At 58.5% G+C, this 25,750-nt stretch carries 23 protein-coding genes; 15 read left to right on the top strand and 8 right to left on the bottom strand.

The genetic code is table 11. The features are described from left to right. Positions 1-35: 35 nt before the first annotated feature. Positions 36-1,634: a DUF6930 domain-containing protein gene (locus ACVWXE_RS05385; protein WP_457489763.1), complete on the top strand. Its 1,599-nt coding sequence runs from the start codon at positions 36-38 to the stop codon at positions 1,632-1,634. A 323-nt stretch (positions 1,635-1,957) separates the two neighbouring features. Next, entirely contained in the window at positions 1,958-3,193 is a 1,236-nt protein-coding gene (locus ACVWXE_RS05380) for an RNA-guided endonuclease InsQ/TnpB family protein (RefSeq protein ID WP_457489762.1), read from the top strand. Positions 3,194-3,219: 26 nt separating this feature from the next. Here the strand turns inward: ACVWXE_RS05380 and fni are convergent, their stop codons facing one another. Further along, positions 3,220-4,278: a type 2 isopentenyl-diphosphate Delta-isomerase gene (gene fni, locus ACVWXE_RS05375; protein ID WP_457489761.1), complete on the bottom strand. Its 1,059-nt coding sequence runs from the start codon at positions 4,276-4,278 to the stop codon at positions 3,220-3,222. A gap of 326 nt (positions 4,279-4,604) precedes the next feature. Between fni and ACVWXE_RS05370 the strand changes: the two genes are divergently transcribed. Next, positions 4,605-5,414 (top strand): response regulator transcription factor, encoded by an 810-nt coding sequence (locus ACVWXE_RS05370; protein ID WP_414413106.1) that lies wholly within the window; start codon positions 4,605-4,607, stop codon positions 5,412-5,414. Here the strand turns inward: ACVWXE_RS05370 and ACVWXE_RS05365 are convergent. Next, positions 5,411-6,472: a tetratricopeptide repeat protein gene (locus ACVWXE_RS05365; protein WP_457489760.1), complete on the bottom strand. Its 1,062-nt coding sequence runs from the start codon at positions 6,470-6,472 to the stop codon at positions 5,411-5,413. The two genes, ACVWXE_RS05370 and ACVWXE_RS05365, sit on opposite strands and share 4 nt — an antisense overlap. Positions 6,473-7,187: 715 nt before the next feature. Next, complete coding sequence (glgP, locus tag ACVWXE_RS05360; RefSeq protein ID WP_457489759.1) at positions 7,188-9,788, bottom strand: alpha-glucan family phosphorylase; 2,601 nt, start codon at positions 9,786-9,788, stop codon at positions 7,188-7,190. A gap of 150 nt (positions 9,789-9,938) precedes the next feature. Here glgP and mnmE point away from each other — a divergent pair, with 150 nt between their 5' ends. The 4 genes from mnmE (at position 9,939) to gpmI (ending at position 14,295) form a co-directional block, all read left to right on the top strand. Further along, positions 9,939-11,318, top strand: coding sequence for a tRNA uridine-5-carboxymethylaminomethyl(34) synthesis GTPase MnmE (mnmE, locus tag ACVWXE_RS05355; protein WP_457489758.1), 1,380 nt, complete (start codon positions 9,939-9,941; stop codon positions 11,316-11,318). A gap of 110 nt (positions 11,319-11,428) precedes the next feature. Further along, the gene (gene dps, locus ACVWXE_RS05350) at positions 11,429-11,929 is read left to right on the top strand and encodes a DNA starvation/stationary phase protection protein Dps (RefSeq protein ID WP_414344460.1); all 501 of its coding nucleotides are present in this window, start codon (positions 11,429-11,431) and stop codon (positions 11,927-11,929) included. Between the two features lie 39 nt (positions 11,930-11,968). After that, positions 11,969-12,487: a tetratricopeptide repeat protein gene (locus ACVWXE_RS05345; RefSeq protein ID WP_414522997.1), complete on the top strand. Its 519-nt coding sequence runs from the start codon at positions 11,969-11,971 to the stop codon at positions 12,485-12,487. 215 nt (positions 12,488-12,702) lie between these two features. Further along, positions 12,703-14,295, top strand: coding sequence for a 2,3-bisphosphoglycerate-independent phosphoglycerate mutase (gpmI, locus tag ACVWXE_RS05340; protein WP_457489757.1), 1,593 nt, complete (start codon positions 12,703-12,705; stop codon positions 14,293-14,295). A gap of 14 nt (positions 14,296-14,309) precedes the next feature. On the opposite strand, the gene ACVWXE_RS05335 is transcribed toward gpmI, so the two are convergent. Together ACVWXE_RS05335 and ACVWXE_RS05330 are read right to left on the bottom strand one after the other, a co-directional pair. After that, a complete protein-coding gene (locus tag ACVWXE_RS05335) occupies positions 14,310-14,624 on the bottom strand; it encodes a DUF7734 family protein (protein ID WP_414330481.1) in 315 nt (104 codons plus the stop codon). Next, positions 14,621-15,208 carry a DUF3177 family protein gene (locus ACVWXE_RS05330; protein ID WP_011434226.1) on the bottom strand — a complete coding sequence of 196 codons (588 nt, stop codon included), beginning with the start codon at positions 15,206-15,208 and terminating at the stop codon, positions 14,621-14,623. The genes ACVWXE_RS05335 and ACVWXE_RS05330 overlap by 4 nt, the downstream gene beginning before the upstream one ends. A gap of 832 nt (positions 15,209-16,040) precedes the next feature. On the opposite strand from ACVWXE_RS05330, the gene ACVWXE_RS05325 reads away from it, so the two are divergent. From ACVWXE_RS05325 to ACVWXE_RS05290, 8 genes are all read left to right on the top strand, one after another. Continuing rightward, positions 16,041-16,433 (top strand): hypothetical protein, encoded by a 393-nt coding sequence (locus tag ACVWXE_RS05325; protein ID WP_011434224.1) that lies wholly within the window; start codon positions 16,041-16,043, stop codon positions 16,431-16,433. Positions 16,434-16,438: 5 nt separating this feature from the next. Further along, a complete protein-coding gene (gene atpB, locus ACVWXE_RS05320) occupies positions 16,439-17,185 on the top strand; it encodes a F0F1 ATP synthase subunit A (protein WP_414349847.1) in 747 nt (248 codons plus the stop codon). Between the two features lie 220 nt (positions 17,186-17,405). Next, a complete protein-coding gene (gene atpE / locus ACVWXE_RS05315; RefSeq protein WP_235280127.1) occupies positions 17,406-17,651 on the top strand; it encodes an ATP synthase F0 subunit C in 246 nt (81 codons plus the stop codon). Positions 17,652-17,753: 102 nt separating this feature from the next. Beyond that, positions 17,754-18,227: a F0F1 ATP synthase subunit B' gene (locus tag ACVWXE_RS05310; protein WP_414349846.1), complete on the top strand. Its 474-nt coding sequence runs from the start codon at positions 17,754-17,756 to the stop codon at positions 18,225-18,227. Positions 18,228-18,262: 35 nt separating this feature from the next. After that, positions 18,263-18,826, top strand: a complete 564-nt coding sequence (locus ACVWXE_RS05305) for a F0F1 ATP synthase subunit B (RefSeq protein ID WP_457489756.1) — start codon at positions 18,263-18,265, stop codon at positions 18,824-18,826. Between the two features lie 20 nt (positions 18,827-18,846). Continuing rightward, entirely contained in the window at positions 18,847-19,395 is a 549-nt protein-coding gene (gene atpH, locus ACVWXE_RS05300; protein WP_457489755.1) for an ATP synthase F1 subunit delta, read from the top strand. Positions 19,396-19,438: 43 nt separating this feature from the next. Beyond that, positions 19,439-20,959, top strand: coding sequence for a F0F1 ATP synthase subunit alpha (atpA, locus tag ACVWXE_RS05295; RefSeq protein WP_011434218.1), 1,521 nt, complete (start codon positions 19,439-19,441; stop codon positions 20,957-20,959). Between the two features lie 61 nt (positions 20,960-21,020). After that, complete coding sequence (locus ACVWXE_RS05290; protein WP_457489754.1) at positions 21,021-21,965, top strand: F0F1 ATP synthase subunit gamma; 945 nt, start codon at positions 21,021-21,023, stop codon at positions 21,963-21,965. Between the two features lie 5 nt (positions 21,966-21,970). On the opposite strand, the gene ACVWXE_RS05285 is transcribed toward ACVWXE_RS05290, so the two are convergent. The 3 genes from ACVWXE_RS05285 to ACVWXE_RS05275 all read right to left on the bottom strand — a co-directional run bounded on the left by ACVWXE_RS05285 (position 21,971) and on the right by ACVWXE_RS05275 (position 25,350). Then, positions 21,971-23,671 carry an ABC transporter permease gene (locus ACVWXE_RS05285; RefSeq protein ID WP_457489753.1) on the bottom strand — a complete coding sequence of 567 codons (1,701 nt, stop codon included), beginning with the start codon at positions 23,669-23,671 and terminating at the stop codon, positions 21,971-21,973. 93 nt (positions 23,672-23,764) lie between these two features. Further along, on the bottom strand, positions 23,765-24,130 hold the full coding sequence (locus ACVWXE_RS05280; RefSeq protein WP_457489752.1) for a hypothetical protein: 366 nt from the start codon (positions 24,128-24,130) through the stop codon (positions 23,765-23,767). 173 nt (positions 24,131-24,303) lie between these two features. Further along, complete coding sequence (locus tag ACVWXE_RS05275; protein ID WP_457489751.1) at positions 24,304-25,350, bottom strand: Fe(3+) ABC transporter substrate-binding protein; 1,047 nt, start codon at positions 25,348-25,350, stop codon at positions 24,304-24,306. Positions 25,351-25,750: the final 400 nt, after the last annotated feature.

The following is a 25,750-nucleotide window of genomic DNA, read 5'->3' as shown; positions in this document are numbered from 1 at the left end:
GATTGGGTTGTTCTCCTGATTCTCCTTGGATGTCTATGTCCGGTCTCCCAGCCGCTACGGTTCGTCGATTGCAAAAGCTGCCCCAGGTGCCCTCGGTGTGGGAAGGGGATCGCCACAAGCTCTCAGGATCGCCACCCATGGGATCCCAAACGGAGGGGGAGTGCATTCTTTGGGTAGATGGCGTTCAGGGCGTGGTACGGGCCATGGAAGTGGTGCCCGCCGATTCTGGCTTTGAGCCGATGGTGCGAACCTTGATTGTGGCCATGGAGCGGCCCCATGCTGCCTCACCTGCTCGCCCCCAGAAGATCATCGTGCGGGATCGAGAGGTGCAATTTTTCTTGCGCGGCATCCTGCACGAGCTGGACATCAAGGTGGAATGCCAGCCGGAATTGCCTCTGATCGACGAGATCCTGCAGAGCTTTGAAGAGGCCAACGAACGGATCCCTCCCCCTCTGCCGGAACACTATGTTGAGTTGCTGGCTGGCAAAGCCCTCACCCTCTGGCGAGATGCTCCCTGGGATTACCTGGAGGATCACCAAATCTTGGCCATCGACCTAGATCACTGGGACATCCAAACCCTTTATGTCTCGGTGATGGGGCGGTTGGGCATGGAGTATGGGGTACTTTTCTATCGCTCGCTGCCCTCCCTTAAACAGTTTCGCCAGGATGCGGGCCAGCCGGATACTCCCGAAGAGATGGAGGAAGCCTTCCTCAGGCAAGATTGTCTCTATCTCACATTCCAAGCTGGCAATCCTGAACTCAACGAACTGCTGGATCTGGACTTGGCAGAGTTGGATCCCGAGGAAATTGAGCCGAACTTCGGCACCATTCACCCCCTGGAAGGCTTGCGCGTGACTTTGCAGGAGGATGAGGCGGCGGCCTTATCGGTGGCCTTGGAAGCCTTGCATCGCTTCTTCAAGCAGTACCACCGCAAGCTGGAAGATGACTTTCGCTCCTATCAAGGCCGGTACCGCATTCCCAACCCCCAAGAGAAGGGAGCAACCCTTTCGGTGCAGGTGCGCACTCTGCCGGACGTGGCTGAAGAGCTGCTGGAGCTGGAAGGGGAGGAGGAAGAACCTGCCCAAACCCTGCTGCGGGATGATTTGGTGCCCGAGGGCGCGCAGATAGGTCTAGGGGTCTTGCCGTGGACAACGGTGGAAATGCTGCGTCGCACGGGGCAATGGCATCCTCTCCCCCAAAGCAAGCTGGTGAAAAATGGAGAAGGGCTGCCGGTGGTGATTGTGCGCACCTCTCGATCAAAAGCAAAGCAGCTCATCGAGAATTTGCGTGGGGAAGGTGGGCCGCAAGGCGTTTGTTTCAACACAGGGGTGGATCCCTTCGATGGCGATCGCTACGACTTGGAAATTGTGCAAACGGGCAATCGCGATCTGCACCTGTTTGGAGAGTTTCCCGAAGATGATCCCGTTCACTCCATGGCTCGCAAGCGCTGGGAGCGGCGTTGCCGGGATACGGGTGGCTATTGCGGCTTGGTGGTGGCGATGGGGGTGAATTCTACGCGCCCAGAGCTGCAAGTGCGCCACATTCTGGCCTTGTTTGAGATGCAGGCTTTGAACCCAACGGGACTGGGACTGGGGCCGATGGTGCGGATTAGCCGACAATTGCACTTGCCTTGACCGTCCAGATGGAGGCAGGTTAGGTGCTGCTGGTAACCTGAGCAACTTTCTCCCAGCCGGGATCCCTTCTTTCTATCTCTGGCAGGTTTACCGGGCGGTGATTCGGTTTTTCCAGGGATCCACGCTATCTTGGCTCTGGTTCTCTCCTGGGTGCTGACCGGCAAAATAGCTCGACAAAGCATCTCGACAAAGCATCTCGACAAAGCATACAGTGGCCCTATCATCTGGGGGCTCTGGTATTGACCCTCAGCTAGAAATCGCAGGAGCCCCGCACTGTACCCGTAGGGTCAGTGTCGGGAGGAATGCGAGGTTACAATAGAACTATGACCCAAGCCCTGACCGTATCCTGCAAGCTCAAGGTGTCCCAGTCGCAAGCCGCCAAATTGGACGCGACTTTGGAGGCTTTTGGCCAAGCCTTGAACTGGGTCAACCGAAACACACCCGAGAAAGTCGCCAACGCCGTTAAGCTCCAGTCTCTGTGCTACCGCGAAATCCGCGCCCGGTTCGACTTGTCCAGTAACTTGGCAAGGACTACGTCCCGCTTACGCGACCAGCAGGTCTGCAGACGGCTGGCCGGCGCCCGTAAAGTTGCCCAACAGAAAAACCGCCCCGTCAAAGCGTTCAAAGGGGGCTTCGCTACCTACGACGCTCGTATCTTTTCGTTCCGCGAGAAAGACTGGTCGGTGTCGCTGACCACAGTGGAGGGTCGGGAGCGCTTTGAGCTGGCGATTGGCCGCTACCAGAGAGAACGGCTGGCGGGCTCCAATCCCAAATCTGCCACTCTGGTCAAGCGTAAAGACGGCTCCTACTCCATTCAAATCTGTGTGGAAACGGAGCCATCCCCACCGCAACGCACGGGTAGAGTGCTGGGGGTGGACTTGGGGAGGACGGATATTGCCCATACGTCAGAGGGGGATAACTGGAATGGACAGCAGTTGAACCGAGTCCGAGACCACTACTCTCGATTGAGGGCGGCACTCCAACGCAAAGCCAGTAAGGGCACCCGCAGTTCGCGGCGCAGATGCAGAGAACTGTTGCAACGGCTGTCTGGCAAGGAGAGGCGCTTTCAGGCGTGGGTCAATCATCGCATCTCCAAAGCTATTGTCTCTAGGGCAAAAGCTACCAACAGCGCTATTGCTCTGGAAGACCTGACAGGGATCCGGGAAAGAGTCAATCAACAGCCGCGCAGCAAAGCCGAGCGGCGCAGGGCCAACAGTTGGGCGTTCTACCAACTACGTCAGTTTCTGGAATACAAGGCGAGGGTTGCAGGGGTTTCTCTGATTCTTGTGCCGCCTGCCTACACGTCGCAGACCTGTCACCGGTGCTTACACATCCACCCTGAGCAGGGCAAGTCCTACCGCAGTGGCAAGTCGTTCAAGTGTGGACACTGTGGATGGGAAGGGGATGCGGATTTGAATGGTGCGAATGTGATTGCGCTTTTGGGGGCTGTCGTAAACCAGCCTAGAGGTTCGGGCCTGTTTTGTTCTCTGGTAGGGCAGAGCAGGCTCAGGGCTACTGAAAGCCCGCTCCGTACCGCTTTAGCGGTCGGAGTCGGGTAGTTTACTTTGTGGCAAGTGCTTGGAGTTTAGGGCAAGGGATCCCAAGTATCCTGCCGCCGCAGGGTAGCTTGTCGCAGCCGAGCCAAGTTGGCCGATCCAGTGCAAAAGGCAACAATGCGCAGCTCCTCGATCACGGCGCGAAAGGTGTCCACCACTGCCTGCATCTGTCCTTGGGAGACGGCGTGTAAAGCGGGGGCGGCCATACCCACCACATCGGCTCCCAGACGGATAGCTTTGGCCGCGTCGATGCCATTGCGGATGCCGCCGCTGGCCACCAGGGGTAAGTCCGGCAGCAGGCGACGAATTTCCAGCAGGGACAAAGCCGTTGGGATCCCCCAGTCCCTGAAGCTGTGGGCAATGCGTTTTTTGAGAGCATCTGTTTGGCGATGGGCCTCCACCTCGCTCCAACTGGTGCCGCCCGCCCCCGCCACATCCAGGGCTGCCACGCCGCATTCGGCCAGCTGCTGGGCTACTTTGGCACTGAGGCCATTGCCCACTTCCTTCACCACCACCGGCACCGGTAACTGCGCCACCAACCGTTCGATGCGGCCATACAATCCACGCCAGTCGGGATCCCCTTGGGGCTGAACCGCCTCCTGGAGAGGATTGAGGTGCAGAATCAGCGCATCCGCCTCGATCATCTCCACCGCCCGTCGCGCCTGCTCCAACCCATAGCCGTAGTTGAGCTGAACGGCACCCAGGTTGGCCAGCAGCAGAATATTCGGGGCCACTTGGCGCACCTGGTAAGTCCGGGCTAGCTCTGGATGTTCCAAGGCTGCCCGCTGGGATCCCACCCCCATGGCAATACCCAACTGTTGGGCAGCGGCGGCCAGTTGTCGGTTCAACTCACGGGCAGCCTCTGTTCCCCCCGTCATGCTGCTGATGAGCAGGGGTGCCTGTAGGCGTTTTCCCAAGAATTCGCAGCTCAGGTCGATCTCCGACAACAGCAGCTCCGGCAGCGCCACATGCTCAAAGAAAAACCGCTCAAACCCGGTGCGGATCCCTTTGGCAGCCACATCCTGCTGCAGAACAATGTCCAGGTGATCCTGTTTGCGCTCGGAAATGGGGGGGAGAGAATCGGCCATCATGTCAGCAGTGCGGAGCACCTTGGTCTTGGTAGAGATTGTCAGTCTATAACGCCGCGCGCTGCCAAAAGCGAACAGCATTGCCCGTTCGCGCTAGCGGGACGGAGTCCAAGGTGACTCGCTATCTACTGGGACAGCAGTGCGGTTCCCGGTAGGGTGCCGGAGGCATAGCACTGTCGCGTCAGCGGTGCGGTTCCCGGTAGGGTGCCGGAGGCGTAGCACTGTCGCGGTAGCGGTGCGGTTCCCGGTAGGGTGCCGGAGGCATAGCACTGTCGCGTCAGCGGTGCGGAGCACTATGATGTGGGCGGGATCCCAACCGAACAGCCATGCAACCCTTGCACATCTTGCTGGCAGAAGGCAACCCTCATCTGCGCAGCTTGCTGTGTTGGCATTTGCAACAGGCCGGACACCAAGTTTGGGAAGCAGAGACCCTTCGCCAAGCAAAGACTCTGCTGCAACACCAGCCCATTCACCTGCTGATTTTGGATGCGGAGCTGTCCAACCGCGGCGGGCTGCAATTGTGCCGGTGGGCCCATCGCCAGTACGATCTGCTGATTTTGCTACTCTCCCACCGGGGATCCGAAGCGGACATTATCGCCGGCCTAGAAGCAGGAGCGGACGATTACCTCACCAAGCCCTTTAGTATGCAACTGCTGGATGCCCACCTTCTAGCCTTGGCTCGGCGGCGACAGCGTCATATCCCCCCTACCTTTCTGCAGTACGGGGATCTCAAAATTGACCTGGTGCAACGGCGCGTCGCCTTGGCTGGGGAAGGGATCGACCTCACGCCTCAGGAGTTTAGCCTGCTGATGGTGCTGGTGCAGGCGGACGGGGATCCCGTCTCTCGTCTAGAGCTACTAGAGCGAGCATGGCCGGATTCCACCGATAACCCTCGCACCGTCGATACCCATATCCTCTCGTTGCGCAAAAAGCTGGAACGGGATCCGCGCCAGCCCAGCTTGATCCACACAGTGCGCAATGTCGGCTACTGCTTTGGCCTCAACCCCCCGCTGCTTCAGGAACAGAAAACTCTGTCAGCCGCCGCAGGCAATTCAGGATCTGGGCCTCAGCGGCAGCGTCGTGGAGTCGCAGCGTCAGGGGAGGCACCTGCAAATCAATCAATCAAATCCCGCTAGGCAGATTGCGCAGGATCCCAGTCGGGATTGCTCAGTTGCAGCAGAGACCGGCGCACCCGCTGCTCCAGAGCCAGGTTGTGATGTTGGCGGCTGACCTGCAAAGCTGCCTGCAAATCCGAAAAAGCTGTCGCTTTATCCCCCATATTCCAGTAGGCCAGCCCTCGTCCGTACAACCCATACTCGTCGGAGAGGTCGATGCGGTTCATGTCCGCTTCCAGGCGAAAGGCCCGCTCGTAGTCGTCCAAAGCAGCTTTGATCTCCCCCAGCGCATAGAGAAGGTTGCCCCTGATGTAGAGAACGTTGGGCTGTTGGGGTTCTATTTCTAGGCTGCGGCTGAGGTCGGCAATGGCCTCGTCAAAGTAATCACCACAGGCGTAGGTCACCCCCCGCTGGTAGTAGTGGGCTGGGCTGGGATCCCAGTCAATAGCCTGCGACCAATCGGCCAAAGCCGCCTCCCATTCGCCCAGGTAGCTGTGCAAACGGGCCCGCTGGGAATGGGCAAGCGCTGAGGTGGGATCCAAGCGAATGGCTTCATCCAGATGAGCTAGGGCCAAAGGCAGGGATCCCTGTTGCATGAGCAGGTTGGCCAAGCTGAGGTGGTGGGGGACATTGGGGTGTAGGCGCACCAGCTCAGCAAACTCCGCCGTTGCTCCCTGGAGATCCCCCTGAGATTGACGAATCAGCCCGCGATAAAAATAGGGTTCTGGTCGCCGCGGGGCCAACCGGATCGCCTGGCCGAAATCCTCCAGGGCCTGGGGAACTTGGCCGAGGGCAAAGTAGGCTTCTCCCCGCAAAATGTAGGCGTTGGCCAGGCAGGGATCCCGTTGCAGAGCCAAGCTGAGCTGTTCAATAGCCCCCAGCAAATCCCGGTTCAGCCACCGTTCTCGACCACGGTTGTAGGCCAAGATGGCCGGACGGGTAAAGGCAGAGATGGCGGCTGCACCCACCAGGCCCATCACTGCCAAAAGACGATCCTGCCGCCAGCTGGCCATGCTCCCCAGCAACAGGGCAACCGCAATCAAAAGGCGCAAACCGGCAGAGTCGTGGGCTCTGAACATACTGCTCTGCACCGCTGTTACGAGCGTATCCTGTTTTTTTAACCTGCTCGCGAGCTTCTGATACATTTACGCTGAACACTGCTGAACATCACTGTTCAACTATGCAGCGATAGCATTCTGTTTGTTTCCATTCGCGTTAGCGGGACGGAGTCCAAACAGAATGGCGGTATCCCGCAAAGCTTTGAGTAGAATACCCAAAGCGCAGTTTCCGTGTCGTCTTACTACCAATTTTCTGCTTTGCTTTGGCTACCATGTTGGCAGACTCGAAAGTAAACAGAAAGATCAACTGGTAGTAATCCGTACTGAACATATTATACATTATTTTCAGTATAGTTGAGCTTATTATTGACTAGAGTCATGCTCTCTGATTCTGCCCGATTTGGCAGCGAAAAACGCCGAACAGCTCAAGCCCAAAAAGCTCCCGTAGCTCACTTGGATCAAGAGTAGAAAGGGGATCCCCGTGCTCCTCCCAACCCTTTAGCTTGTGGGGGTGTGGGGGTAGCTAAGCCCCGCACTGTACCCGTAGCGTCAGTGTCGGGATACAGATACCCCCACATGGTGTATGATGAGAGTAGTTGCACAAAACGGCTTTGCCGGAATCTGGTGCAGCTACGCGGTGGGACATCCCGTGTCTGCTCGCAGAGGGTTCTTGCGTACGCTCCCCGATGAAGCGAGAAGCCCACACTGTACCCGTAGGGTCAGTGATGGGAGTATGTCACGCCCAGAGCATCAACCGCAGCTCATAGGGATCGTGCATATCGGGGTGAAAGGGCAGCAAGCGGATGGCTAACCCTTGCAAGCCGCTGGCCTCATAGCAAATCTGGCCGGAGAAGATGGCCCGATCCTCCACCGTCTCCATATAGCGCAGGGGGGTCGCCTGTCCCTTCTGAATCTGGCCCTCATCATTGACCGGCCCCTGGTAAGCTTGCACGATCACATCCTGAGGTTGCAGGGATCCCAGCCGCACTTCCACCGTCACGGTGAGGGGATCCCTGGCCATCACCACTTGGTCATCCTGTGCCAAGGCAAGGCCGGCAGCGGCAGCTTTCTTCGGGGTTTCGATCTGGACGTTGAGAACCTGGATGTTGTACCAATGCTCCTGCAGGTGGTTTTGCCAACGAACGAACTGGCGGGCCGACTCGAAGTGGTCACGGCGCATGCGGTCGAAGTAGTTGCTGAGAGGAATGTAGGCTCGCTGGACGTACTCCAACACCATGCGCTGCGTGCTGAACTGGGGGCAATTGAGGCGAATCGCCTGCTTCATGCGCTGGATCCACTGATGGGGTAGGCCATCGCTGCCGCGCTGGTAGAAGAGAGGGGCAACCTCTTGTTCCAGCAGGTCGTAGAGGGCATTCGACTCCACCTCATCTTGATAGGCGCGATCCTCATACTCCTCACCGCGGCCAATGGGCCAGCCGGTCTGGTAATAGTCAGCCTCGTCCCACCAGCCGTCCAAAATACTGAGGTTCTGTCCACCGTTGGCTGCCGCCTTCATGCCACTGGTGCCGCTGGCCTCCCGGGGGCGCAAGGGGTTGTTCAGCCACACATCCACCCCGGCCACCATCAAGCTGGTGACATACATGTCGTAGTCCTCAATGAAAACCAAGCGCTGGCGAAACTCCGGCTGCCGCGACACCTGCACGATCTGGCGGATCAGCTCTTTGCCGGGTATGTCGCCGGGGTGGGCCTTGCCGGCAAAGATAAACTGCATCGGGTACTGAGGATGGTTGAGCAAAGCCTTGAGCCGTTCCAGGTTGTGGAGCAAAAGGGTGGCCCGCTTGTAGGTGGCAAAGCGGCGGGCAAACCCAATGGTAAGCACCTCCGGGTTGAGGGCCTCAGAGGCCCGTTGGATCTCAGCCGCTGAGGCAGCCCGTTTCTGGAGCTGTTCCATCAAGCGCTCGCGGGTAAAGTTAATCAGGCGGGAGCGGCTGCGCTCGTGGGCCCGCCACAATTCCCCATCCGGAATCCGATCCACCTTTTGCCAGAGGGGATCCGAAGGAGGAGCCTCTGCCCAATCCGGCCCCAGGTAGCGGTCGTAGAGGGCTTGGTTCTCCTCCCCCACCCAGGTGCGGACATGTACCCCGTTGGTGATGGAAGTAATCGGCACTTCTTCCAGCGGGATCCCAGGCCACAGCCGGCTGAACATCTTGCGGGAAACCGCCCCATGCAGCTTGCTCACACCGTTCACAAAAGAGGCCATGTTGATGGCCAGCACTGCCATGCTGAAGGGAGATTGGAAGTCGCCAGTATTTTCCCGTCCCAAAGCCAAAAAGCGCTCCCGGCTCAGGCCCATCTGGCTGTAGTAGAAGCCGAGGTAGTAATCGATCTTGTCGGGCGGGAATAGGTCGATCCCGGCGGGCACCGGCGTGTGGGTGGTAAACATCTGGCTGGACTTGGCCACCTGCCAGGCCTCTTCAAAGCTCAGCCCCTGCTCCACCATCAACAGGCGAATCCGCTCTACTGCCAAAAAGGCCGAGTGCCCTTCGTTCATGTGGTAGACGGTGGGATGGATGCCAAGGGCGCGCAAAGCCCGCACGCCGCCGATCCCCAGCATGATCTCCTGGTGGATGCGCAGATCTTGGTCGCCACCGTACAGCTCATCGGTGATGTCTTGGTCGTACTGGCTGTTGGGCTCGATGTTGGTGTCCAGAAGATAGAGGGGCACCCTCCCCACCGTCACCTTCCAAATGCGGGCGAACACCTTGCGGTTGGGATAATCCACCTCAATGCGAATTTCGCGGCCCTCCGCATCCCTTTGCAGCTCCAGGGGCATGTTAAAGAAATCGTTAATTGGGTAGCGTTCCTGCTGCCAGCCGTCGGGGTTGAGGTACTGGCGGAAATACCCCTTTTGGTAGATCAAGCCCACACCCACCAAGGGCAAGCCCAGGTCGCTGGCCGCCTTGAGGTGATCCCCGGCCAACACCCCCAAGCCGCCTGAGTAGAGGGGTAGACAATCCGCCAAACCAAACTCTGCCGAAAAATAGGCGTAGCACTCCCCTTCCACCGCTTGGGCCGAACGATACTTGCGATACCAAGTGTCCTCCTGCAGGTAGCTCTGCAGTTGTTGGCTGGCTCGTTCCAACTGGGCCAAAAAGCCGGGATCCTCCGCCAACTCATCCAGCCGTTCCTGCCGAATCCGACCTAGAAAAGCCACCGGGTTGTGGCTGCAGGCATCCCACAGATCCGGATCCATGCGCCGGAATAGGCTGCGGGTTTCTACGTTCCAACTAAAATGCAGGTTGTAAGCCAACAAGCGCAGACTTTCCAGCGGAGTAGGCAGGTAGGGAGTGACCTTAAACGTGCGTAGCGGCTTCATAAAGACTGGGAGGAGCGTTGTTTCCACTGTCAGGCTACCTTGCCCTCAGCCTGAGGGCGTGGCTTTTTAACTTGAATGTCAATTTGTAATCCAGTGGATGCCGAGCTGTAATCCAACGGCTGCTCGAACTCCCTCAGGGCTCTATTTGGGATGGATCCGACTGCGCCCCTGGCCGATACGATCGCTGCCATTGCCACTGCGGTAGTGCCTGAACAGGGCAGCGTGGGGATTGTGCGCCTTTCCGGGTCACGAGCCCTTCCCATTGTCCAAGCCATCTTTACCCCTGCCCGCCGCAACGCAGTCTGGGAGAGCCATCGGCTCCTCTACGGCTGGATCCGCGACGAGAAAGGCCAAATCCTAGACGAAGCGCTGGCTGTTTGGATGCAGGCCCCCCGTTCTTACACCCGCGAAGATGTGGCAGAGCTGCATTGCCACGGTGGCATCATGGTGGTTCAGGCCACGTTGCAACAATGCCTGCGGCAGGGGGCGCGGTTGGCCCAGCCGGGGGAGTTTAGCCTGCGCGCTTTTCTGAATGGCCGCATTGACCTCACCCAGGCCGAGAGTGTGGCCGATCTGGTGGCGGCCCGCTCCCCTCAGGCGGCCCGGATGGCCCTAGCAGGCTTGCAGGGTAAGTTAGGGGGATCCATTCGCGCCCTGCGCCAGGAGCTGCTGGGTTTGTTGGCAGAAATTGAGGCTCGCCTCGACTTTGAAGAGGATCTGCCCCCCTTGGATGTTGCCGCTTGGCAGGCCCGGCTCCAAGCTATACAAACCCAGATCCAAGCTCTGCTGGCCACGGCAGAACGGGGACAACTGCTGCGCACCGGGGTGAAGGTGGCCATTGTCGGGAGGCCCAATGTGGGCAAGTCCAGCCTGCTCAATGCTTGGTCAGGACAGGATCGGGCCATCGTCACCGATCTGCCCGGCACCACCCGCGACGTGGTGGAATCCCACCTGGTGGTGAAAGGGATCCCCGTTCAACTGCTGGACACTGCCGGCATCCGCGCCACCGAAGATCCGGTGGAACGGCTGGGGGTGGAGCGCTCCCAACGCCTAGCCCAGGCTGCCGATGTGCTGGTGCTGGTCATCGACGCCCAAGCGGGCTGGACGGCTGCCGACGCCGCCATCTACGAGTCGATCCGCCATCGCCCCCTCATCCTGGTGATCAACAAAACCGACCTCGCCCCGCCAGAGGGGATCCCTCTCCCCCCCGAGATTGCCCACCGCGTCCCCGCCGTTGCCGCCCAAGGGAAAGGGATCCCGGAGCTGGAAAGAGCCCTGGAGCAGCTCGTCACCCAGGGACGTCCCCAGCCCAATCTGGAGATAAGCCTGAACCAGCGGCAGGCCGCTGCCCTCCAACAAGCCCAAGCCAGCCTGGAACAGGTGGGGCAGGCCATCCAAGCTCAGCTCCCCCTGGACTTTTGGAGCATCGACCTACGGGGCGCCCTGCATGCCCTTGGCCAGATCACCGGCGAGGAGATCTCGGAATCGGTGCTGGATCAGATCTTCAGCCGCTTCTGCATCGGCAAGTAACTCTATAGACTCCTCCTAACTCATACTCATTCTGAGTTTGTGTTACCATGGGCTCAGTTGGGAAGCCGAAGCGGATCCCCGATAATGGAAACACAGTTAGGAGGTTGGCCATGGTTACCGCCGAGAAAACCCGTCTCTACCCCACCCAGATCGACTTGCCGGCAGAGGCTCGCGCGCAACTGGTGGAGCTGCTCAACCAGTCCTTGGCAGACACGTTGGATCTGAAGACGCAGGTGAAACAGGCCCACTGGAACGTTAAAGGCATGCACTTCATCGCCTTGCACGAGATGTTCGACACTTTTGCCAGCACCCTGGAAAACTACGTGGACATGCTGGCGGAACGGGTTACGGCTTTGGGGGGCATTGCCCGCGGCACCGCTCGCATCGTTGCCCAAACCTCCACCTTGCCGGAGTACGATCTGGCCGCTGAAGAGGGTCGGGATCACCTGCAGGCTTTGGCAGCCCGTTACGCTCAATATGCAGCTTCCGTCCGCCGCAACATTGACCGCACCACCGAACTGGGGGATGCCGACACAGCAGACCTGTTCACCGAGATCTCGCGCCAGATTGACAAAGATCTTTGGTTTATCGAGGCTCACCTGCAGGCGTGACGCCAGCGAGGCCAGTCACAGGCAAGTGGATCAAGCAAAATGGGCGTTAACGTTCCCCTCCTGTATTTGGTGGCTCTGGCCGGTATCCTCGGCGTGGCGGGCTTCTTTGTCCTGCGGGAGGTGCTGCGGGTACGGGCCCAGGAAAAGGTCATCCGTGAGCTGCAGCCCCGCCTGAGCAAAGGCAAGGGATCCCCGCAGGAGCACTACGAGTTGGGCAGCGTCTATTTGCAAAAAGGCCTCTACGACCAGGCGGTTGCCCAGCTTAAAAAAGCCCTAGAAGTGGCCGGGGAGAACATTCCCCCCGTCTGCAACGCCCTCGGTTTTGCCTACTTCAGCCAGGGGCAGTACGACTTGGCCATCCGTTACTACAAGGATGCCGTGGCTGCGGATCCCGGTTATGTAACTGCTTGGAACAATCTGGCCCATGCCTATGAGAAGAAAAATCTCTATGGCCCAAGCCTGGAAGCTTACGAAACTGCCCTGAAGTTGGATCCCCGAAATGCCATTGCTAAGCGGCGCTCGGAGTCTCTGCGCAAACGGTTGCAGCCCAGCCCCTGAGGATCCCATCTGCAATTTCATCCGCAGAAATACTCTTGACCGCAGCACAGTTGTCCATAGGAGTTGGCTCTAAAGACTCCATCCTGCCTGTGCAGGCACTTCCTTATCCTCTCAAAAGAAGATTGATAATACTGAAATCTTGAGCGCAAATGTAAGATCCGGTATCGTGTTGCCTGGGCTGGTATTATGTCTTAAATAAAACGAGAGGCCATTTCATGGATTCGCAATCGGTAGCACCTGTGGTTTTGGTGATCCTGGATGGCTGGGGTTATCGGGATGCTCTCGATGGCAACGCGGTGCTGGCTGCGGAAACCCCTGTCCTGGATAGCCTTTGGGCTGCCTATCCCCACACCCTGCTGCAAGCTTCGGGTCGGGCCGTGGGCCTGCCGGCAGGACAGATGGGCAACTCTGAAGTCGGGCACCTGACCTTGGGGGCAGGGCGGGTGGTGCCGCAGGAATTGGTGCGCATCAGCGACGCGATAGAGACAGGATCCCTCTTCCAGGATCCCTTGTTGATGCAAGTTTGTCGCCAGCTCAGAGAGCGAGGGGGCCGTTTTCACTTCGTTGGCCTTTGCTCCGAGGGGGGGGTTCACTCCCACATCGACCATCTCTATGGGTTGCTCAAGCTGGCGGCCCAGGCTGAGATTCCGGCCTATGTCCACGCCATCACCGATGGCCGCGACACCTTGCCCCGCGATGGTGCCAGGGTTCTGGCCGCCCTGGAAAAAGAGCTGCAATGGCTGGGCAATGGCGTCATCGCCACCCTGAGCGGACGCTACTACGCCATGGATCGGGATCGCCGTTGGGAGCGCACCCAAAAGGCCTACGAGATCATGACCCAAGACGGCCCTGGCTGTGGACAAAGCGCCGCGGAGGTGATGGAAGCTTTCTATGCCCAGGATCTCACAGACGAGTTCATCCCGCCCACCCGCCTGGCTCCGGGGGCTGTGCAGCCGGGAGATGCGGTGCTTTTCTTCAACTTCCGCCCAGATCGCGCCCGCCAACTTACCCAAGCCTTTGTCTGCCCAGACTTTTCGGGCTTTCAGCGCCCCTTGCTGCCGGATCTCACCTTCATCACCATGACTCAGTACGAGGCGGAGCTGCCGGTGCAGGTGCTTTTCAAGCCGCAGAACCTGGATCACCTGCTGGGCCAAGTGGTGAGCGAGGCCGGCCTCAAGCAATTGCGCATTGCTGAGACGGAAAAATATGCCCATGTCACCTACTTCTTCAACGGCGGCATTGAGCAGCCCTTCCCCGGTGAGGATCGCATCCTGGTGCAAAGCCCGCTGGTGACCACCTACGACCAGGTGCCGGAGATGTCGGCAGTGGAAGTGACCGACAAGGTGATAGAGGCCATCGCCCGCCGCGAATACAGCCTGGTGGTGCTCAACTATGCCAATCCCGACATGGTGGGCCACACCGGCAACTACGAAGCCACCATCCGCGCCCTGGAAACGGTGGATCGCTGTTTGGGCCGGCTGCTGGCGGCAGTGGTAGATGCGGGAGGCACCACTTTGATCCTGGCGGATCATGGCAATGCAGAGCTGATGTGGGATGAGAACGGCAACCCCTGGACGGCCCACACCACCAACCCCGTTCCCTGCATTCTGGTGGAGGGGGAAAGGCGCAAAATCCCCGGCTGTGGCGGCGATGTCAAGTTCCGCTCCAACGGCACTTTGGCCGACGTGGCCCCCACCCTGCTGGAGATCTTGGGCCTGCCTCAGCCCCCCGAAATGACAGGACGCTCGCTTTTGCAGCCGGCAGAATATACCATTCTCCAGCGGCAACCCAGCCCTGTGGGGCGGTAGGTGCCAGGGATCCCTTACTCCGTCACTGGGATCCCTTCTTGGGCCAGCCATGCTGTTAGCTCTCCCCAGTTGCGATAGACAGCCAGAACCCGTGAGCGATCGGGGTGATAGGGGGCAGCCAAGCGCTCCAACTGCAAAAAGCGGGCCTGGGGAGGGATCACCGCCGCTTCGGGATCGGGGGGAGTGGGTCGGCGCAAGGAGCTGCTGTAGCCGCGGTAGATCAGCACCAGATCAGACTCTCCCTCGCTTTCCACCTCCACCCGTAGCACCTCTTGCGGGTGGTCTTGGCTATAGCGCTCCAAGGCCAAGGGCCAAGGCAGGGCCCTCATGCTTCCAGTTCCCCCTTATCAGTTCCGGGTCGCAGCCGCCAGACAAAGTAGAGGCTGTAGAGCAGGTAGGCCACCAGCCCCCAGGCCCCCACGCTCCCCAGCAGCTCCGGCGATACATTGGGATGGAAGATCTCCCGAAACCCCAGCGGTGGCCCAAACCAAGCCCGGCACTCCTCTGGCAGAGAAGTGCGGAAAGCACAGGGCACAAAGGCCCCCGAAAAGAGGATCCCGGCCCCCATATAACCAGTCAGGCCCCACCGCCAGAGCAAAAAGGCTCGCGCCGCCCAGGTTCTCGACTGCTCGAGAGCAGCACTCCAGTCCCGCCAAAACCAAAGACAAACCAAGATCAACAGCCGCGCCATTGCTCCACTGAGAAAGCTGACGGGCAGGCCCCCAATCATCAGGTACACCGTCACCGCCAAGAGGCTCGATACCCGCCAATAAACGATCAATAGCTGAATCAAGGGCCGCAACCCCACCGCAAAAGCCCAAATCAGCAGCAGCAATGGCATCACCACCGTCAGCGCCACTGCCAAGCGGTAGTCCAGCCAGATTGCATCCACCAGCCAACTCTGGGGAGTCATCCTCACCCTCTGCCACTCCTGCCCCTTAGTATATGAAACCTGGGGGATCCAGGACGGGACACAGAGAGTTACGGAATGTTAACGCCTGCTGACCATCCCCAGCAAAACTTTACACCAGACAGCTTTCAGAAAGTTTTCCATTTTGCCGCTACCGATCCCCGAAAGTGGTAGATTCTTAGCTAGCTCCTCAGAAGAGCATGACTCTAGTCAATAATAAGCTCAACTATACTGAAAATAATGTATAATATGTTCAGTACAGATTACTACCAGTTGATCTTTCTGTTTACTTTCGAGTCTGCCAACATGGTAGCCAAAGCAAAGCAGAAAATTGGTAGTAAGACGACACGGAAACTGCGCTTTGGGTATTCTACTCAAAGCTTTGCGGGATACCGCCATTCTGTTTGGACTCCGTCCCGCTAACGCGAATGGAAACAAACAGAATGCTATCGCTGCATAGTTGAACAGTGATGTTCAGCAGTGTTCAGCGTAAATGTATCAGTATCCCTGTCGTTCGGAAGGCCAGCTGCCTGTCTGAGCGACCAGCGGAGTCTCCTTCAGACCTTGGCCCAACTTAATCTCATTAAGTATTGTTACTTAATCGTGTTATCTTGGGTTAAGGTCAAACCTTGAGAGGCATGACCTCGAAACCATGGCCCGTTCTTCCAGACTCCTCTCTCACAGTTCTACCCGTTGGAAGGCGACCCAGTGGAAGCCCAGACCACTGCCTCCCTTGGAGAATGCACCTCCTTCTCCGAAGCGGGAGGAAGAGACAGGGGATCCAGTTGCGTCAGAGCCACCCCTTGCCCTGGGGAAGCCCGATTTGGCGAGGAAGGTGAAGGGTGGAGCTAGGGGGGCAGCAGTTGCTGGCAGCGGGAGCTATGAAGCGCTGCAGCTGTGGCTGGTGCTGGTTACCTTGGGGGTAAGTCTGGCCATTGCCGTGGGAGTGGCCCTGGTTTACTCTCTGGGGGTAGCTGCCAACTACTTGCTGGGGGCGGTTGTTGGCGTGGTTTATCTGCGCATGCTGGGCCGCGGCGTAGCGGAGCTGGGCAAAAGCCGCAACCGTTTGGGGGTGACGCGTTTGGCTCTGTTTGTCGGGCTGATCGTTTTAGCCACTCAGGTGAAGTCTTTACAGATATTGCCCATTTTCCTGGGGTTCATGACCTACAAGGTCACCCTGCTCATTCATCTTGTCCAGACCTTGACCCGTTCATCTTCTTCTGTGTGATGCCCATGAACCTGTCCTTCTCCTCTCCTCCTCTTTTGGCAGAACTCGAGGTCGGCCATCACCTTTACTGGCACCTGGGCAAATTCACGGTTCACGGGCAGGTTTTGATCGCCAGCTGGATCGCCATTGCCCTGATCTTGACGGTGGTTATCTTGGGCACCCGTCAACTGCAGCGGGAGCCGGCTGGTCTGCAAAACTTTGTCGAGTATGCCCTGGAATTTGTGCAGAGCATTGCCCGTGCCCAGATTGGCGAGAAAAACTTCCGGCCCTGGGTACCCTATGTCGGCACCTTGTTCCTGTTTATCTTTGTCTCCAACTGGATGGGCAACCTCTTCCCGTGGAAGCTGATTCCTCTGCCGGAAGGGGAGCTGGCCTCTCCCACCAACGACATCAACACCACTGCTGGCTTGGCGCTGCTTACCAGCATCATGTATTTCGTAGCCGGCATCAGCAAGCGGGGGCTGTCTTACTTCAAAAAATACATTGAGCCTACCCCGATTCTGCTGCCCATCAATGTTTTGGAAGATTTCACCAAGCCCCTCTCCCTGAGTTTCCGTCTGTTCGGCAACATCCTGGCCGAAGAGCTGGTGATAGCGGTGTTGGTGTTGCTGGTGCCCTTGTTTATCCCCGTGCCGGTGATGGTTCTGTTCCTGTTTACGGGGGCAATTCAGGCTTTGATCTTCTCAACCCTCTCGGCAGCTTACATTGGAGAGGCGCTGGAAGGTCATGGAGGAGGGGATCACCACGATTGATCCCGCTGTTTGGCCGATCACCTTGGCCTTTTCACGGAGGATCATCTCAAGTGGGCCAGCGCAAGGGATCCCTTCTTTTGGTAAGGTTTGTTGGGGCTGACAGATTGGTTCTGAAAGCCGCCGACAAGGGAGTGATTTGAGGCTGTAGTGTATCAGACCCGATCACCTCTGAAGCTTAAGAGACGTTGTTGTTGTGTCAATCACCAAGGAGCATCTCACTATGGATCCGTTAACCTCTGCTGCTTCTGTTCTGGCTGCTGCTCTGGCCATTGGTCTGGGATCCCTGGGTCCTGGGATCGGACAGGGGAACGCCGCTGCTGCTGCGATGGAAGGGGTGGCCCGCCAACCTGAGGCGGAAGACAAGATCCGCGGCAACCTGCTGGTTAGCCTGGCCTTCATGGAAGCTCTGACCATCTACGGCTTGGTGGTGGCTTTGGTGCTCTTGTTTGCCAACCCCTTCGCCTAGTGTCCTACGGGGGCGGGCCGCAGCGATGGCCGAGGTGAGCCATATCCGCCCCCCAACCCGGCCTGACGGTAGACCTAAGTTTCTGTTGGGGTCATAACACCCATGCTCTTCCAAACTCTATTGGCTGTTGAAGCGGCTGAAAAAGGTGGTCTTTTCGATCTGGATGCCACCCTGCCCCTGATTGCCATTCAGTTTTTGCTGTTGGTGGCAGTGCTCAACTCCCTCTTCTATGAGCCGGTTACGCGGGCTATCGACAGCCGCAGCGACTACATCCGCACCACTCAAGCGGAAGCCCAAGAGCGGTTGGACAAGGCGGTGTCGTTGACCCGACAGTATGAGTCTGAGATCAGCCAGGCCCGCTTGCAAGCCCAGCAGGTGATCGCTGAGGCAGAGGCTGCAGCTGCTCGCATTCGTTCCGAGAAACTGGCTGCTGTGCAGGCAGAGATCCAGCAGAAGCTGGAGGCGGCGCGGCTACAGGTCGAGCAAGAGAAGCAGGCAGCCCTCGAACAGCTGCAGCAGCAGGTGGATGCCATTGCCGCCCAGATTACCCAGAAACTGTTGGGCAGTGCTCGTTAGATCGCTGGTTGGAAGTACTTTTGGAGGAGCTTGCGATGCCTGTGTGGAGTTGGGTGGCCGGTTGGATCTTGGCTGTGGCCGAGACCACGGAGCTACTCCCAGAAGCCAAGGCAGGAGAGGGGGATCTCTTGGCCAAGATTCTCGAGAGCAACCTGATCAACATCGCGATCATTCTCACCTTGCTGTTTATCTTGGGTCGCAAAGTGGTGGGAGAAGCCCTGGCCAAGCGGCGGGAGGGGATCCTAGAAGAACTGCGGCAGGCGGAGCAGCGCAAACAGGACGCCATCGAGAAGCTGGCGGAGGAGCAGCAAAAGCTGGCCCAGGCTCAGCAGGAGGCTGAACGTATTCGCAAGCAGGCGGAAGCCAACGCCGAAGCCCGTCGGCAAGAGTTGTTGGAGCAGGCGGAGCGGGAAGTGGAGCGGCTGCGGGCCAATGCCGAGAAAGAGTTGTCCAGCGAGCAGGAGCGGGTTTTTCAAGAGTTGCGTCGGCAGATCGTTCGCCAAGCCCTGAGCAAGGTGGAGCAGGAGTTGCCGCAGCACCTCAACGAAGAGGTTCACCGCAGCTTGATCGAGAAAGGGATCCAAATGATTGCCCGCTAGCTCTCAAGGAGGAGAAAGGTATGATCAGCAGCACAATGGCCGAGAAGGTGGTGGATCCCTATGCCGAGGCTCTCATTGCCCTTGGATCTGGCCAGGGATTGCTGGACACTTTTGCCGCCGATATGCGCTTTATTGCCGAGGTTTTGCGGGCTACGCCGGAGCTGGGCCAGTTTCTCGCCAACCCGGTGATCAAGGCCGAGGCCAAAAAGAACCTGCTGCAGCAAGTATTTGCCGATCAGATCCACCCTCTGCTGCTGAATGCGCTGAAGTTGTTGACCGACCGCCGCCGTATCATGTTTCTCGGGGCCGTCTGCCGGCGCTTTTTGGATCTGCAACGGAAGCTCCAGAACATTGTCCTGGCCGAGGTGACGACGGCGATACCCTTGACGGAAGCTCAGCAGCAGTCAATTCGCGAGCGGGTGATGGACTTCACGCGGGCCAGCGGTGTGGAGTTGCAAGCCACTCAGGATCCGGAGCTGCTGGGAGGGGTGGTCATCAAGATCGGATCCCAGGTGATCGACCTCAGCTTGCGTGGACAGTTGCGCCGGCTGGCCTTGCAGTTGGCCTAAGTTGGTTTTTGAGGATCCCTTCCCATTACTTGAGAGGACTGCTATGCCTACCATTCGCCCAGACGAGATCAGCACCATCATCAAACAGCAGATCGAGCAGTACAACCAGGAAATGCAGGTCTCCAACGTGGGGACAGTTCTGCAGGTGGGAGATGGCATCGCCCGCATCTACGGCTTGGATAAGGTGATGGCCAGCGAGCTGCTGGAATTTGAGGATGGCACCACCGGTATTGCCCTCAACCTGGAAGAAGACAACATCGGTGCCGTGCTGATCGGCTCCGGGCGGAATATCCAAGAGGGATCCACCGTCAAATCCACGGGCAAGATTGCCAGCATCCCGGTGGGGGAAGCCCTCTTGGGCCGCGTGGTGGATCCCCTGTGCAACCCCCTCGACGGCAAAGGCCCGATCCAGTGTACGGAGTCTCGCCTGATCGAATCTCCGGCACCTGGCATTGTCGATCGCCGCTCTGTGTACGAGCCCCTGCAAACCGGCATTACCGCCATCGATGCCCTGATCCCCATCGGGCGGGGGCAGCGGGAACTGATCATCGGCGACCGCCAAACCGGCAAGACCACCGTTGCTGTGGACACAATTCTGAACCAAAAAGGGCAGGATGTGATCTGCATTTACGTGGCCATTGGTCAGAAGCAGAGCACCATCGCCCAGGTGGTGGGCATCCTGACCGAGCGAGGGGCTATGGACTACAGCATTGTGGTGGCTGCCGGCGCCGATAGTCCAGCTCCGTTGCAGTGGCTGGCCCCCTACTGTGGTGCCACCATTGCCGAATACTTCATGTACCAGGGCAAACACACCCTGGTGGTCTATGACGATCTCTCCAAGCAGGCGGTGGCTTATCGGCAAATGTCACTGCTGCTGCGCCGTCCACCCGGTCGAGAAGCCTATCCTGGGGATGTGTTCTACCTGCACTCGCGGCTATTGGAGCGAGCCGCCAAGCTGAGCAGCCAACTGGGAGAGGGATCCATGACGGCACTGCCGATCGTGGAAACCCAGGCCAATGACGTGTCGGCCTACATTCCCACCAATGTTATCTCCATCACCGATGGGCAGATCTTCTTGGAATCGGATCTGTTCAACGCTGGCATCCGCCCGGCCATCAACGTCGGGATTTCCGTCAGCCGCGTCGGCTCGGCAGCTCAGACCAAGGCGATGAAAAAGGTGGCTGGCTCCATCAAGGTGGAACTGGCGCAATACCGCGATCTGGAGGCCTTTGCCCAATTTGCCTCTGACCTGGATGAGGCTACCCAAAAGCAACTGGCCCGCGGCCAACGGCTGCAGGAGTTGCTGAAGCAGCCACAGTACTCTCCCCTGTCTCTGGATCAGCAGGTGGCCATTATCTATGCGGGGACGCGAGGCTATTTGGATGACATTCCGGTGGAGAAGGTCTCCAGCTTCAAACAGGGCCTTTTGGCTTACCTGGGCACCACCCATCCCAAGTATGGCGAGATCGTCCTCTCCACCAAGCAACTCACCGACGAGGCAGAAGAAATCTTGAAAACGGCCATCACAGAGTTCAAGCAGAGCTTCGTGGCCAAGGCGGCCTAGGGTGACGCGGATCTCTCCTGGCCCGGATCCCTGTCGACCACCAAAATAGAGGGAGTAGGTTATGGCAAACCTCAAGCGCATCCGCGATCGCATCAAGGCGGTGAAAAACACCCGCAAAATTACCGAGGCCATGCGGCTGGTGGCAGCAGCTCGGGTGCGGCGCGCCCAAGAGCAAGTGATGGCCACCCGTCCCTTTGCCGACCGGCTGGCCCAGGTTTTCTATCGACTGCAGACGCGGCTGCGACTGGAGGATGTCAACTTGCCTCTGCTGAAGCAGCGGCCCATCCAGACGGTGGGGCTGTTGGTGGTGGCCGGGGATCGGGGCTTGTGCGGAGCCTACAACGCCAACGTGATTAAGCGCACCGAGGAGCGGGTTCGCGAGCTGCAGGAGACAGGGCAGCAGGTGCAGCTTTACCTGGTGGGCCGCAAGGCGGTGCAGCATTTCCAGCGGCGCTCCGCTCCCATCGCCAAGACCTACGTGAATTTGTCGCAGATCCCCACAGCGGCTGAGGCTGCCCAGATTGGGGATCAGCTCCTGGCGGCCTTCTTGTCGGAGAAGGTGGACAAGGTAGAGCTGCTCTACACCCGTTTTGTCTCTTTGATCAGCTCCCGTCCGGTGGTGCAATCCCTGTTGCCCCTCGATCCGTCGCGGTTGGCCACTCAGGACGATGAAATTTTTCGTCTTTTGGTGCGGGGTGGGGAGTTTACCGTCGAGCGCAGCAAAGTCATCGCAGCGGTCTCGGCCCCACCTCAGGACATGATCTTTGAGCAGGATCCCGTGCAGATTTTGGATGCCCTGCTGCCGCTGTACCTGAACAACCAGTTGCTACGGGCCTTGCAGGAGGCGGCGGCCAGCGAATTGGCGGCTCGCATGACGGCCATGAACAACGCCAGCGACAATGCCAGCGAGCTTATCCGCACGCTGGGTCTTGCCTACAACAAAGCTCGCCAGGCGGCCATTACTCAGGAGATCCTGGAGGTGGTGGCCGGAGCGGAGGCCTTGTAGGGTTCTCAAAGGAGATCCCCTGAGGAGCCGAGGTTGCGTTGCCGCGCCATCTGGGAGTTGAGCAGAACCACCGGCAAAATCCCCACTAAGACAATGGCCAAAGCCGGTGCCCCTGCCTCCGCGAGACGCTCATCGGCTGCCAAGCGGTAGGTTTGCACCGCCAAGGTGTCGAAGTTGAAGGGCCGCAGCACCATCGTGGCCGGCAGCTCCTTCATCACATCCACAAATACCAGCAGCATAGCCCCCAAGAGGCCACCCCTCATCAAGGGCAAATGCACCCGCCACAGGGTGCGCAGGGATCCCTGTCCCAGGCTGCGGGCCGCTTCATCCAAACTGGGGGGAATGCGCAGCAGCGTGGCCTCGACGGTGGCCAAAGCCACGGCCAAAAACCGCACCAGGTAGCCGAACACCAAAGCCGTGAGGGTGCCACTGATCACCAGGCCGGGTGGCTGTTGCAGCACCACCTGCCGCAGGTAGCTCAGCAGTTGATCCAACCACCCTAGGGGAATCAGAACCCCCACTGCAATCACCACCCCAGGCAGCGCATAGCCCAGAGAAGACAACTGCACTGCCAGCCGCAGGCCCCACGGGGATCCCGCCCGTCCTAGCCCCTGCATGCGCAGCCCGTAAAGCACCACCACCGACACGGAAACGGCAATGACAGCCGTGATGGTCGATAGCAGAAAGCTGTTCTGGGCGTAGCTCCAAAAGCGGCGACCCAGCTCCCCCTGGCGCAGGGTCATATTGAGCAGAATCAAGGCCGGCACGACGAAGCCCAGCCCAATTGGGATCCCACAGGCTAGCCAAGCCCCCACCGCCCGGATCCCTTGTAGGCGGTAACGGGTTGGGGTGGGTTTGAACCCTTGGCGATAGTAGCGCGCCCGCCGGCGGGAGACCTGCTCCATCGTTATCAGCAGCAACACCAGCAGCAACAGCAGCGCCGAAAGCTGAGCCGCCGCCACCGGATTGCCCAGGGCCGTCCAGGTGCGGTAGATGCCGGTTGTAAAGGTATCTACCCCGAAATAGCTGACGGTGCCGAAATCGTTGAGGGTTTCCATCAAGGCCAGCAGACAGCCGGCCACGATCCCCGGTCGGGCCAGCGGCAAAGCCACCTTGAAAAAGCTGGCCCAAGGCCCGTAGCCCAAGGAGCGGCTTACCTCTAAGCAGGCCACCGATTGCTCCTGAAAGGCCAGCCGGGCCGAGAGGTAAACATAGGGATAGAGGGTGAGGATCAGCAGCAGGATCGCCCCCCACAACGAGCGAATGTTAGGGAACCAGTAGTCGCCGATCCCCCAACCTGTTACCCGCCGCAGCCAGATCTGGAAACCGCCGGTTACCTGCAAAAAATCGGTGTAGGCGTAGGCCAACACATAGGTGGGGGCCGCCAGGGGCAGCACCAACATCCACTCCAGCCAGGCCCGCCCCCAAAACTGACACATGGTCACCAGCCAGGCAGTGCCACTGCCCACCAGGATGACCCCCGCCGCCACCCCTGCCATCATCACCAGGCTATTGCGCACATAAAGCCCCAAGACCGTATCGGCCAGGTGCTCCCAAACCTGCCGCTCGTCCGCAAAAAGGCTGAGCAACACCGTAAGGACAGGAACGAGAATGAGACCGCTGAGGGTCAGAGTCAGAAGCGCCCAGCCGTTCAGAGGAAAGAAGCCACTTCCCGGCAGAGATTTGCTCAACAACTTCAACCTCATCTCTTTGTCCATCTCAACAGGCGGGAGCTACCTCTTGAGCAACTCCTGGGGAAGAAAAGGGGATCCTCCAGGGCTCCCCAACCAAGTTTTCTCTCAAAACAAGCTCTTGGGCAGCTTAACGAAATAAACGATGTTCTCGTCTTGCTTGTTACCAAGGTAAGGCATAGTTTTTTCTTGAACCGCGCCCTTTTCCAAGACGATGCCAAAGTCGTCGTCGTTAACTATCGCTAGGGTAGTTGAGTTGAGAATGGCCAACCCCTCGGGCTTGTCGTGGGGATAATTGGGGATCGACATAATGTCAAATACTTCTTCTTTGTTTTCTGTGGTCAAAAGCAGATCCCGCTTTGGAACAGGAGCCTTTTCGGGAAGGTTTTCAATTGCCTTTGCCGGGCTATTGGTGTAGAAAGAAGCTAAAGAAAGCAGGAGCAAGAACAAGCCTGCTGTTCGCAGTTGTTTCATTTGGCAAACCTCCAGAAGCTTTTGAAAAAGAAAGACAGGACGCCTGAGCGGCCTCGAACGGAAGCAACGCCGTCCTAGAGTATCGACGCTTGGCCAAGAACCGTCAAGCTGCTTAACGTTCACGGCGTCAAGCAATGAAAGGCTGCACTCAGGGCCTGTCCTGGAGGCCTGATCTACTTCCAACCGGCCCGATCCATTACCTTTAGGGCATCAGGGGTGACGCGGCCAATGCTGGCGGCGTTGATCGTATCTTCCTTAAAGGTGCCAAAGCTGGCCACCACCGAGTCGATCTCAGCCCCAGGCAGTACCGGGTACTCATTGTTGCTCTGGGCAAAAATGGCCTGCGCCTCTGGCCCGGAGAGAAACTCCAAAAATTGGATGGCCGCGTCTTTGTTGGGAGCTGTTTTCAGAATGCCGGCCCCGCTGATGTTGACGTGGGTGCCACGATCCTGCTGGTTGGGGAAGAAGACGCCGATTTTCTCGGCTACGGCGCGCTCTTCTGGATTGTCGGATTTGATCAAACGCGGCAAATAGTAGGTGTTGGCCAAAGCCACGTCTCCCACCCCGGCGGCCACGGCCTTGATCTGATCTATGTCTCCCCCTTCCGGCGGACGGGCAAAGTTGGCCACCAAGCCCCGGGCCCATTGCTCCGTTTCCGGGATCCCGTGGGCCAAGATGATCGAAGCCGTCAAGGATTGGCTGTAAACGTTGCTGGAGGAGCGGGTGAGCACCTTGCCCCGCCATTTGGGGTTTGCCAAGTCCTCATAGGTGGACAACTCCTTGGGATCCACCTTGTCTTTGTTGTACATGATCACCCGCGCCCGCTTGGTGAGGCCAAACCAGTACCCCTCTGGATCCCGCAGAGACTCGGGAATATTTTTGGAGAGCGTCTCCGACTGGATGGGTTGAAACCAGCCCTCGTTCTGAGCGCGCCACAACCGGGCAACATCCACCGTCATGAAGATGTCGGCGGGGCTGTTGGATCCCTCGCTGCGGATGCGCTCGATGATCTCATCGGCTTTGCCCTGCACCCAATTCACGGTAATGCCCGTTTTCTGCTGGAAAAGTTCGTACAATTTCTCGTCTGTGCCGTAGTGCCGCGAGGTGTAGAGGTTCACTTCCCGATTGGCGCCATGGGCCGGACGCAGAAGAGACCCTGCTGCCAGAGCCGCAGAACCTAGCGTGGCTCCACTGACAAATTGCCGTCGCGATAAGCGCATACCCAACTCCTAAGTTCAAAAACATCTCAAGAGACACAGCTCCACCGGCCAGGCTCTCTCTGAGAAAGCACCGGAAAGCCAAGCCCAAAGGACAAAGACAGTCCCTGCAAGCCCCACTCTGTTGGCTCTTATCTTGGGCCAACCTTATTGAGACTTTTATTCAAGAACTTTGCCTTGAGGCAATGATAGGAGATCTCAAGTACCAGGTCAAGCTCTTGGGAGTTGTTCTCACTTCTCACCCTTTGGGATGAAACTGGGTGGCTTCCCCTTGTCCTCGACAGCGCCTGAGATGGCCAGCAACGCAGCCGGTCTTGTTGAGCAACGGGTCTCTACCCAGGGCTTTGCGGTCAGCGGTATTGACAGCACTCGCGAAAGCTGAAGAGGCTTCGGGTATAAAGGG

The sequence above is a fragment of the Thermostichus sp. MS-CIW-41 genome (assembly GCF_054058915.1).
Note: the sequence above shows the minus strand (reverse complement) of the source record. Positions and strands in the feature narration are given on the sequence as shown.

What these genes read in the sequence shown, in the direction of transcription:
- ACVWXE_RS05385 (WP_457489763.1), top strand. Translation starts at nt 36, where the DNA reads ATGTCCGGTCTCCCAGCCGCTACGGTTCGTCGATTGCAAAAGCTGCCC.
- ACVWXE_RS05380 (WP_457489762.1), top strand. Translation starts at nt 1,958, where the DNA reads ATGACCCAAGCCCTGACCGTATCCTGCAAGCTCAAGGTGTCCCAGTCG.
- fni (WP_457489761.1), bottom strand. Translation starts at nt 4,278, where the DNA reads ATGGCCGATTCTCTCCCCCCCATTTCCGAGCGCAAACAGGATCACCTG.
- ACVWXE_RS05370 (WP_414413106.1), top strand. Translation starts at nt 4,605, where the DNA reads ATGCAACCCTTGCACATCTTGCTGGCAGAAGGCAACCCTCATCTGCGC.
- ACVWXE_RS05365 (WP_457489760.1), bottom strand. Translation starts at nt 6,472, where the DNA reads ATGTTCAGAGCCCACGACTCTGCCGGTTTGCGCCTTTTGATTGCGGTT.
- glgP (WP_457489759.1), bottom strand. Translation starts at nt 9,788, where the DNA reads ATGAAGCCGCTACGCACGTTTAAGGTCACTCCCTACCTGCCTACTCCG.
- mnmE (WP_457489758.1), top strand. Translation starts at nt 9,939, where the DNA reads ATGGATCCGACTGCGCCCCTGGCCGATACGATCGCTGCCATTGCCACT.
- dps (WP_414344460.1), top strand. Translation starts at nt 11,429, where the DNA reads ATGGTTACCGCCGAGAAAACCCGTCTCTACCCCACCCAGATCGACTTG.
- ACVWXE_RS05345 (WP_414522997.1), top strand. Translation starts at nt 11,969, where the DNA reads ATGGGCGTTAACGTTCCCCTCCTGTATTTGGTGGCTCTGGCCGGTATC.
- gpmI (WP_457489757.1), top strand. Translation starts at nt 12,703, where the DNA reads ATGGATTCGCAATCGGTAGCACCTGTGGTTTTGGTGATCCTGGATGGC.
- ACVWXE_RS05335 (WP_414330481.1), bottom strand. Translation starts at nt 14,624, where the DNA reads ATGAGGGCCCTGCCTTGGCCCTTGGCCTTGGAGCGCTATAGCCAAGAC.
- ACVWXE_RS05330 (WP_011434226.1), bottom strand. Translation starts at nt 15,208, where the DNA reads ATGACTCCCCAGAGTTGGCTGGTGGATGCAATCTGGCTGGACTACCGC.
- atpB (WP_414349847.1), top strand. Translation starts at nt 16,439, where the DNA reads ATGAACCTGTCCTTCTCCTCTCCTCCTCTTTTGGCAGAACTCGAGGTC.
- atpE (WP_235280127.1), top strand. Translation starts at nt 17,406, where the DNA reads ATGGATCCGTTAACCTCTGCTGCTTCTGTTCTGGCTGCTGCTCTGGCC.
- ACVWXE_RS05310 (WP_414349846.1), top strand. Translation starts at nt 17,754, where the DNA reads ATGCTCTTCCAAACTCTATTGGCTGTTGAAGCGGCTGAAAAAGGTGGT.
- ACVWXE_RS05305 (WP_457489756.1), top strand. Translation starts at nt 18,263, where the DNA reads ATGCCTGTGTGGAGTTGGGTGGCCGGTTGGATCTTGGCTGTGGCCGAG.
- atpH (WP_457489755.1), top strand. Translation starts at nt 18,847, where the DNA reads ATGATCAGCAGCACAATGGCCGAGAAGGTGGTGGATCCCTATGCCGAG.
- atpA (WP_011434218.1), top strand. Translation starts at nt 19,439, where the DNA reads ATGCCTACCATTCGCCCAGACGAGATCAGCACCATCATCAAACAGCAG.
- ACVWXE_RS05290 (WP_457489754.1), top strand. Translation starts at nt 21,021, where the DNA reads ATGGCAAACCTCAAGCGCATCCGCGATCGCATCAAGGCGGTGAAAAAC.
- ACVWXE_RS05285 (WP_457489753.1), bottom strand. Translation starts at nt 23,671, where the DNA reads ATGAGGTTGAAGTTGTTGAGCAAATCTCTGCCGGGAAGTGGCTTCTTT.
- ACVWXE_RS05280 (WP_457489752.1), bottom strand. Translation starts at nt 24,130, where the DNA reads ATGAAACAACTGCGAACAGCAGGCTTGTTCTTGCTCCTGCTTTCTTTA.
- ACVWXE_RS05275 (WP_457489751.1), bottom strand. Translation starts at nt 25,350, where the DNA reads ATGCGCTTATCGCGACGGCAATTTGTCAGTGGAGCCACGCTAGGTTCT.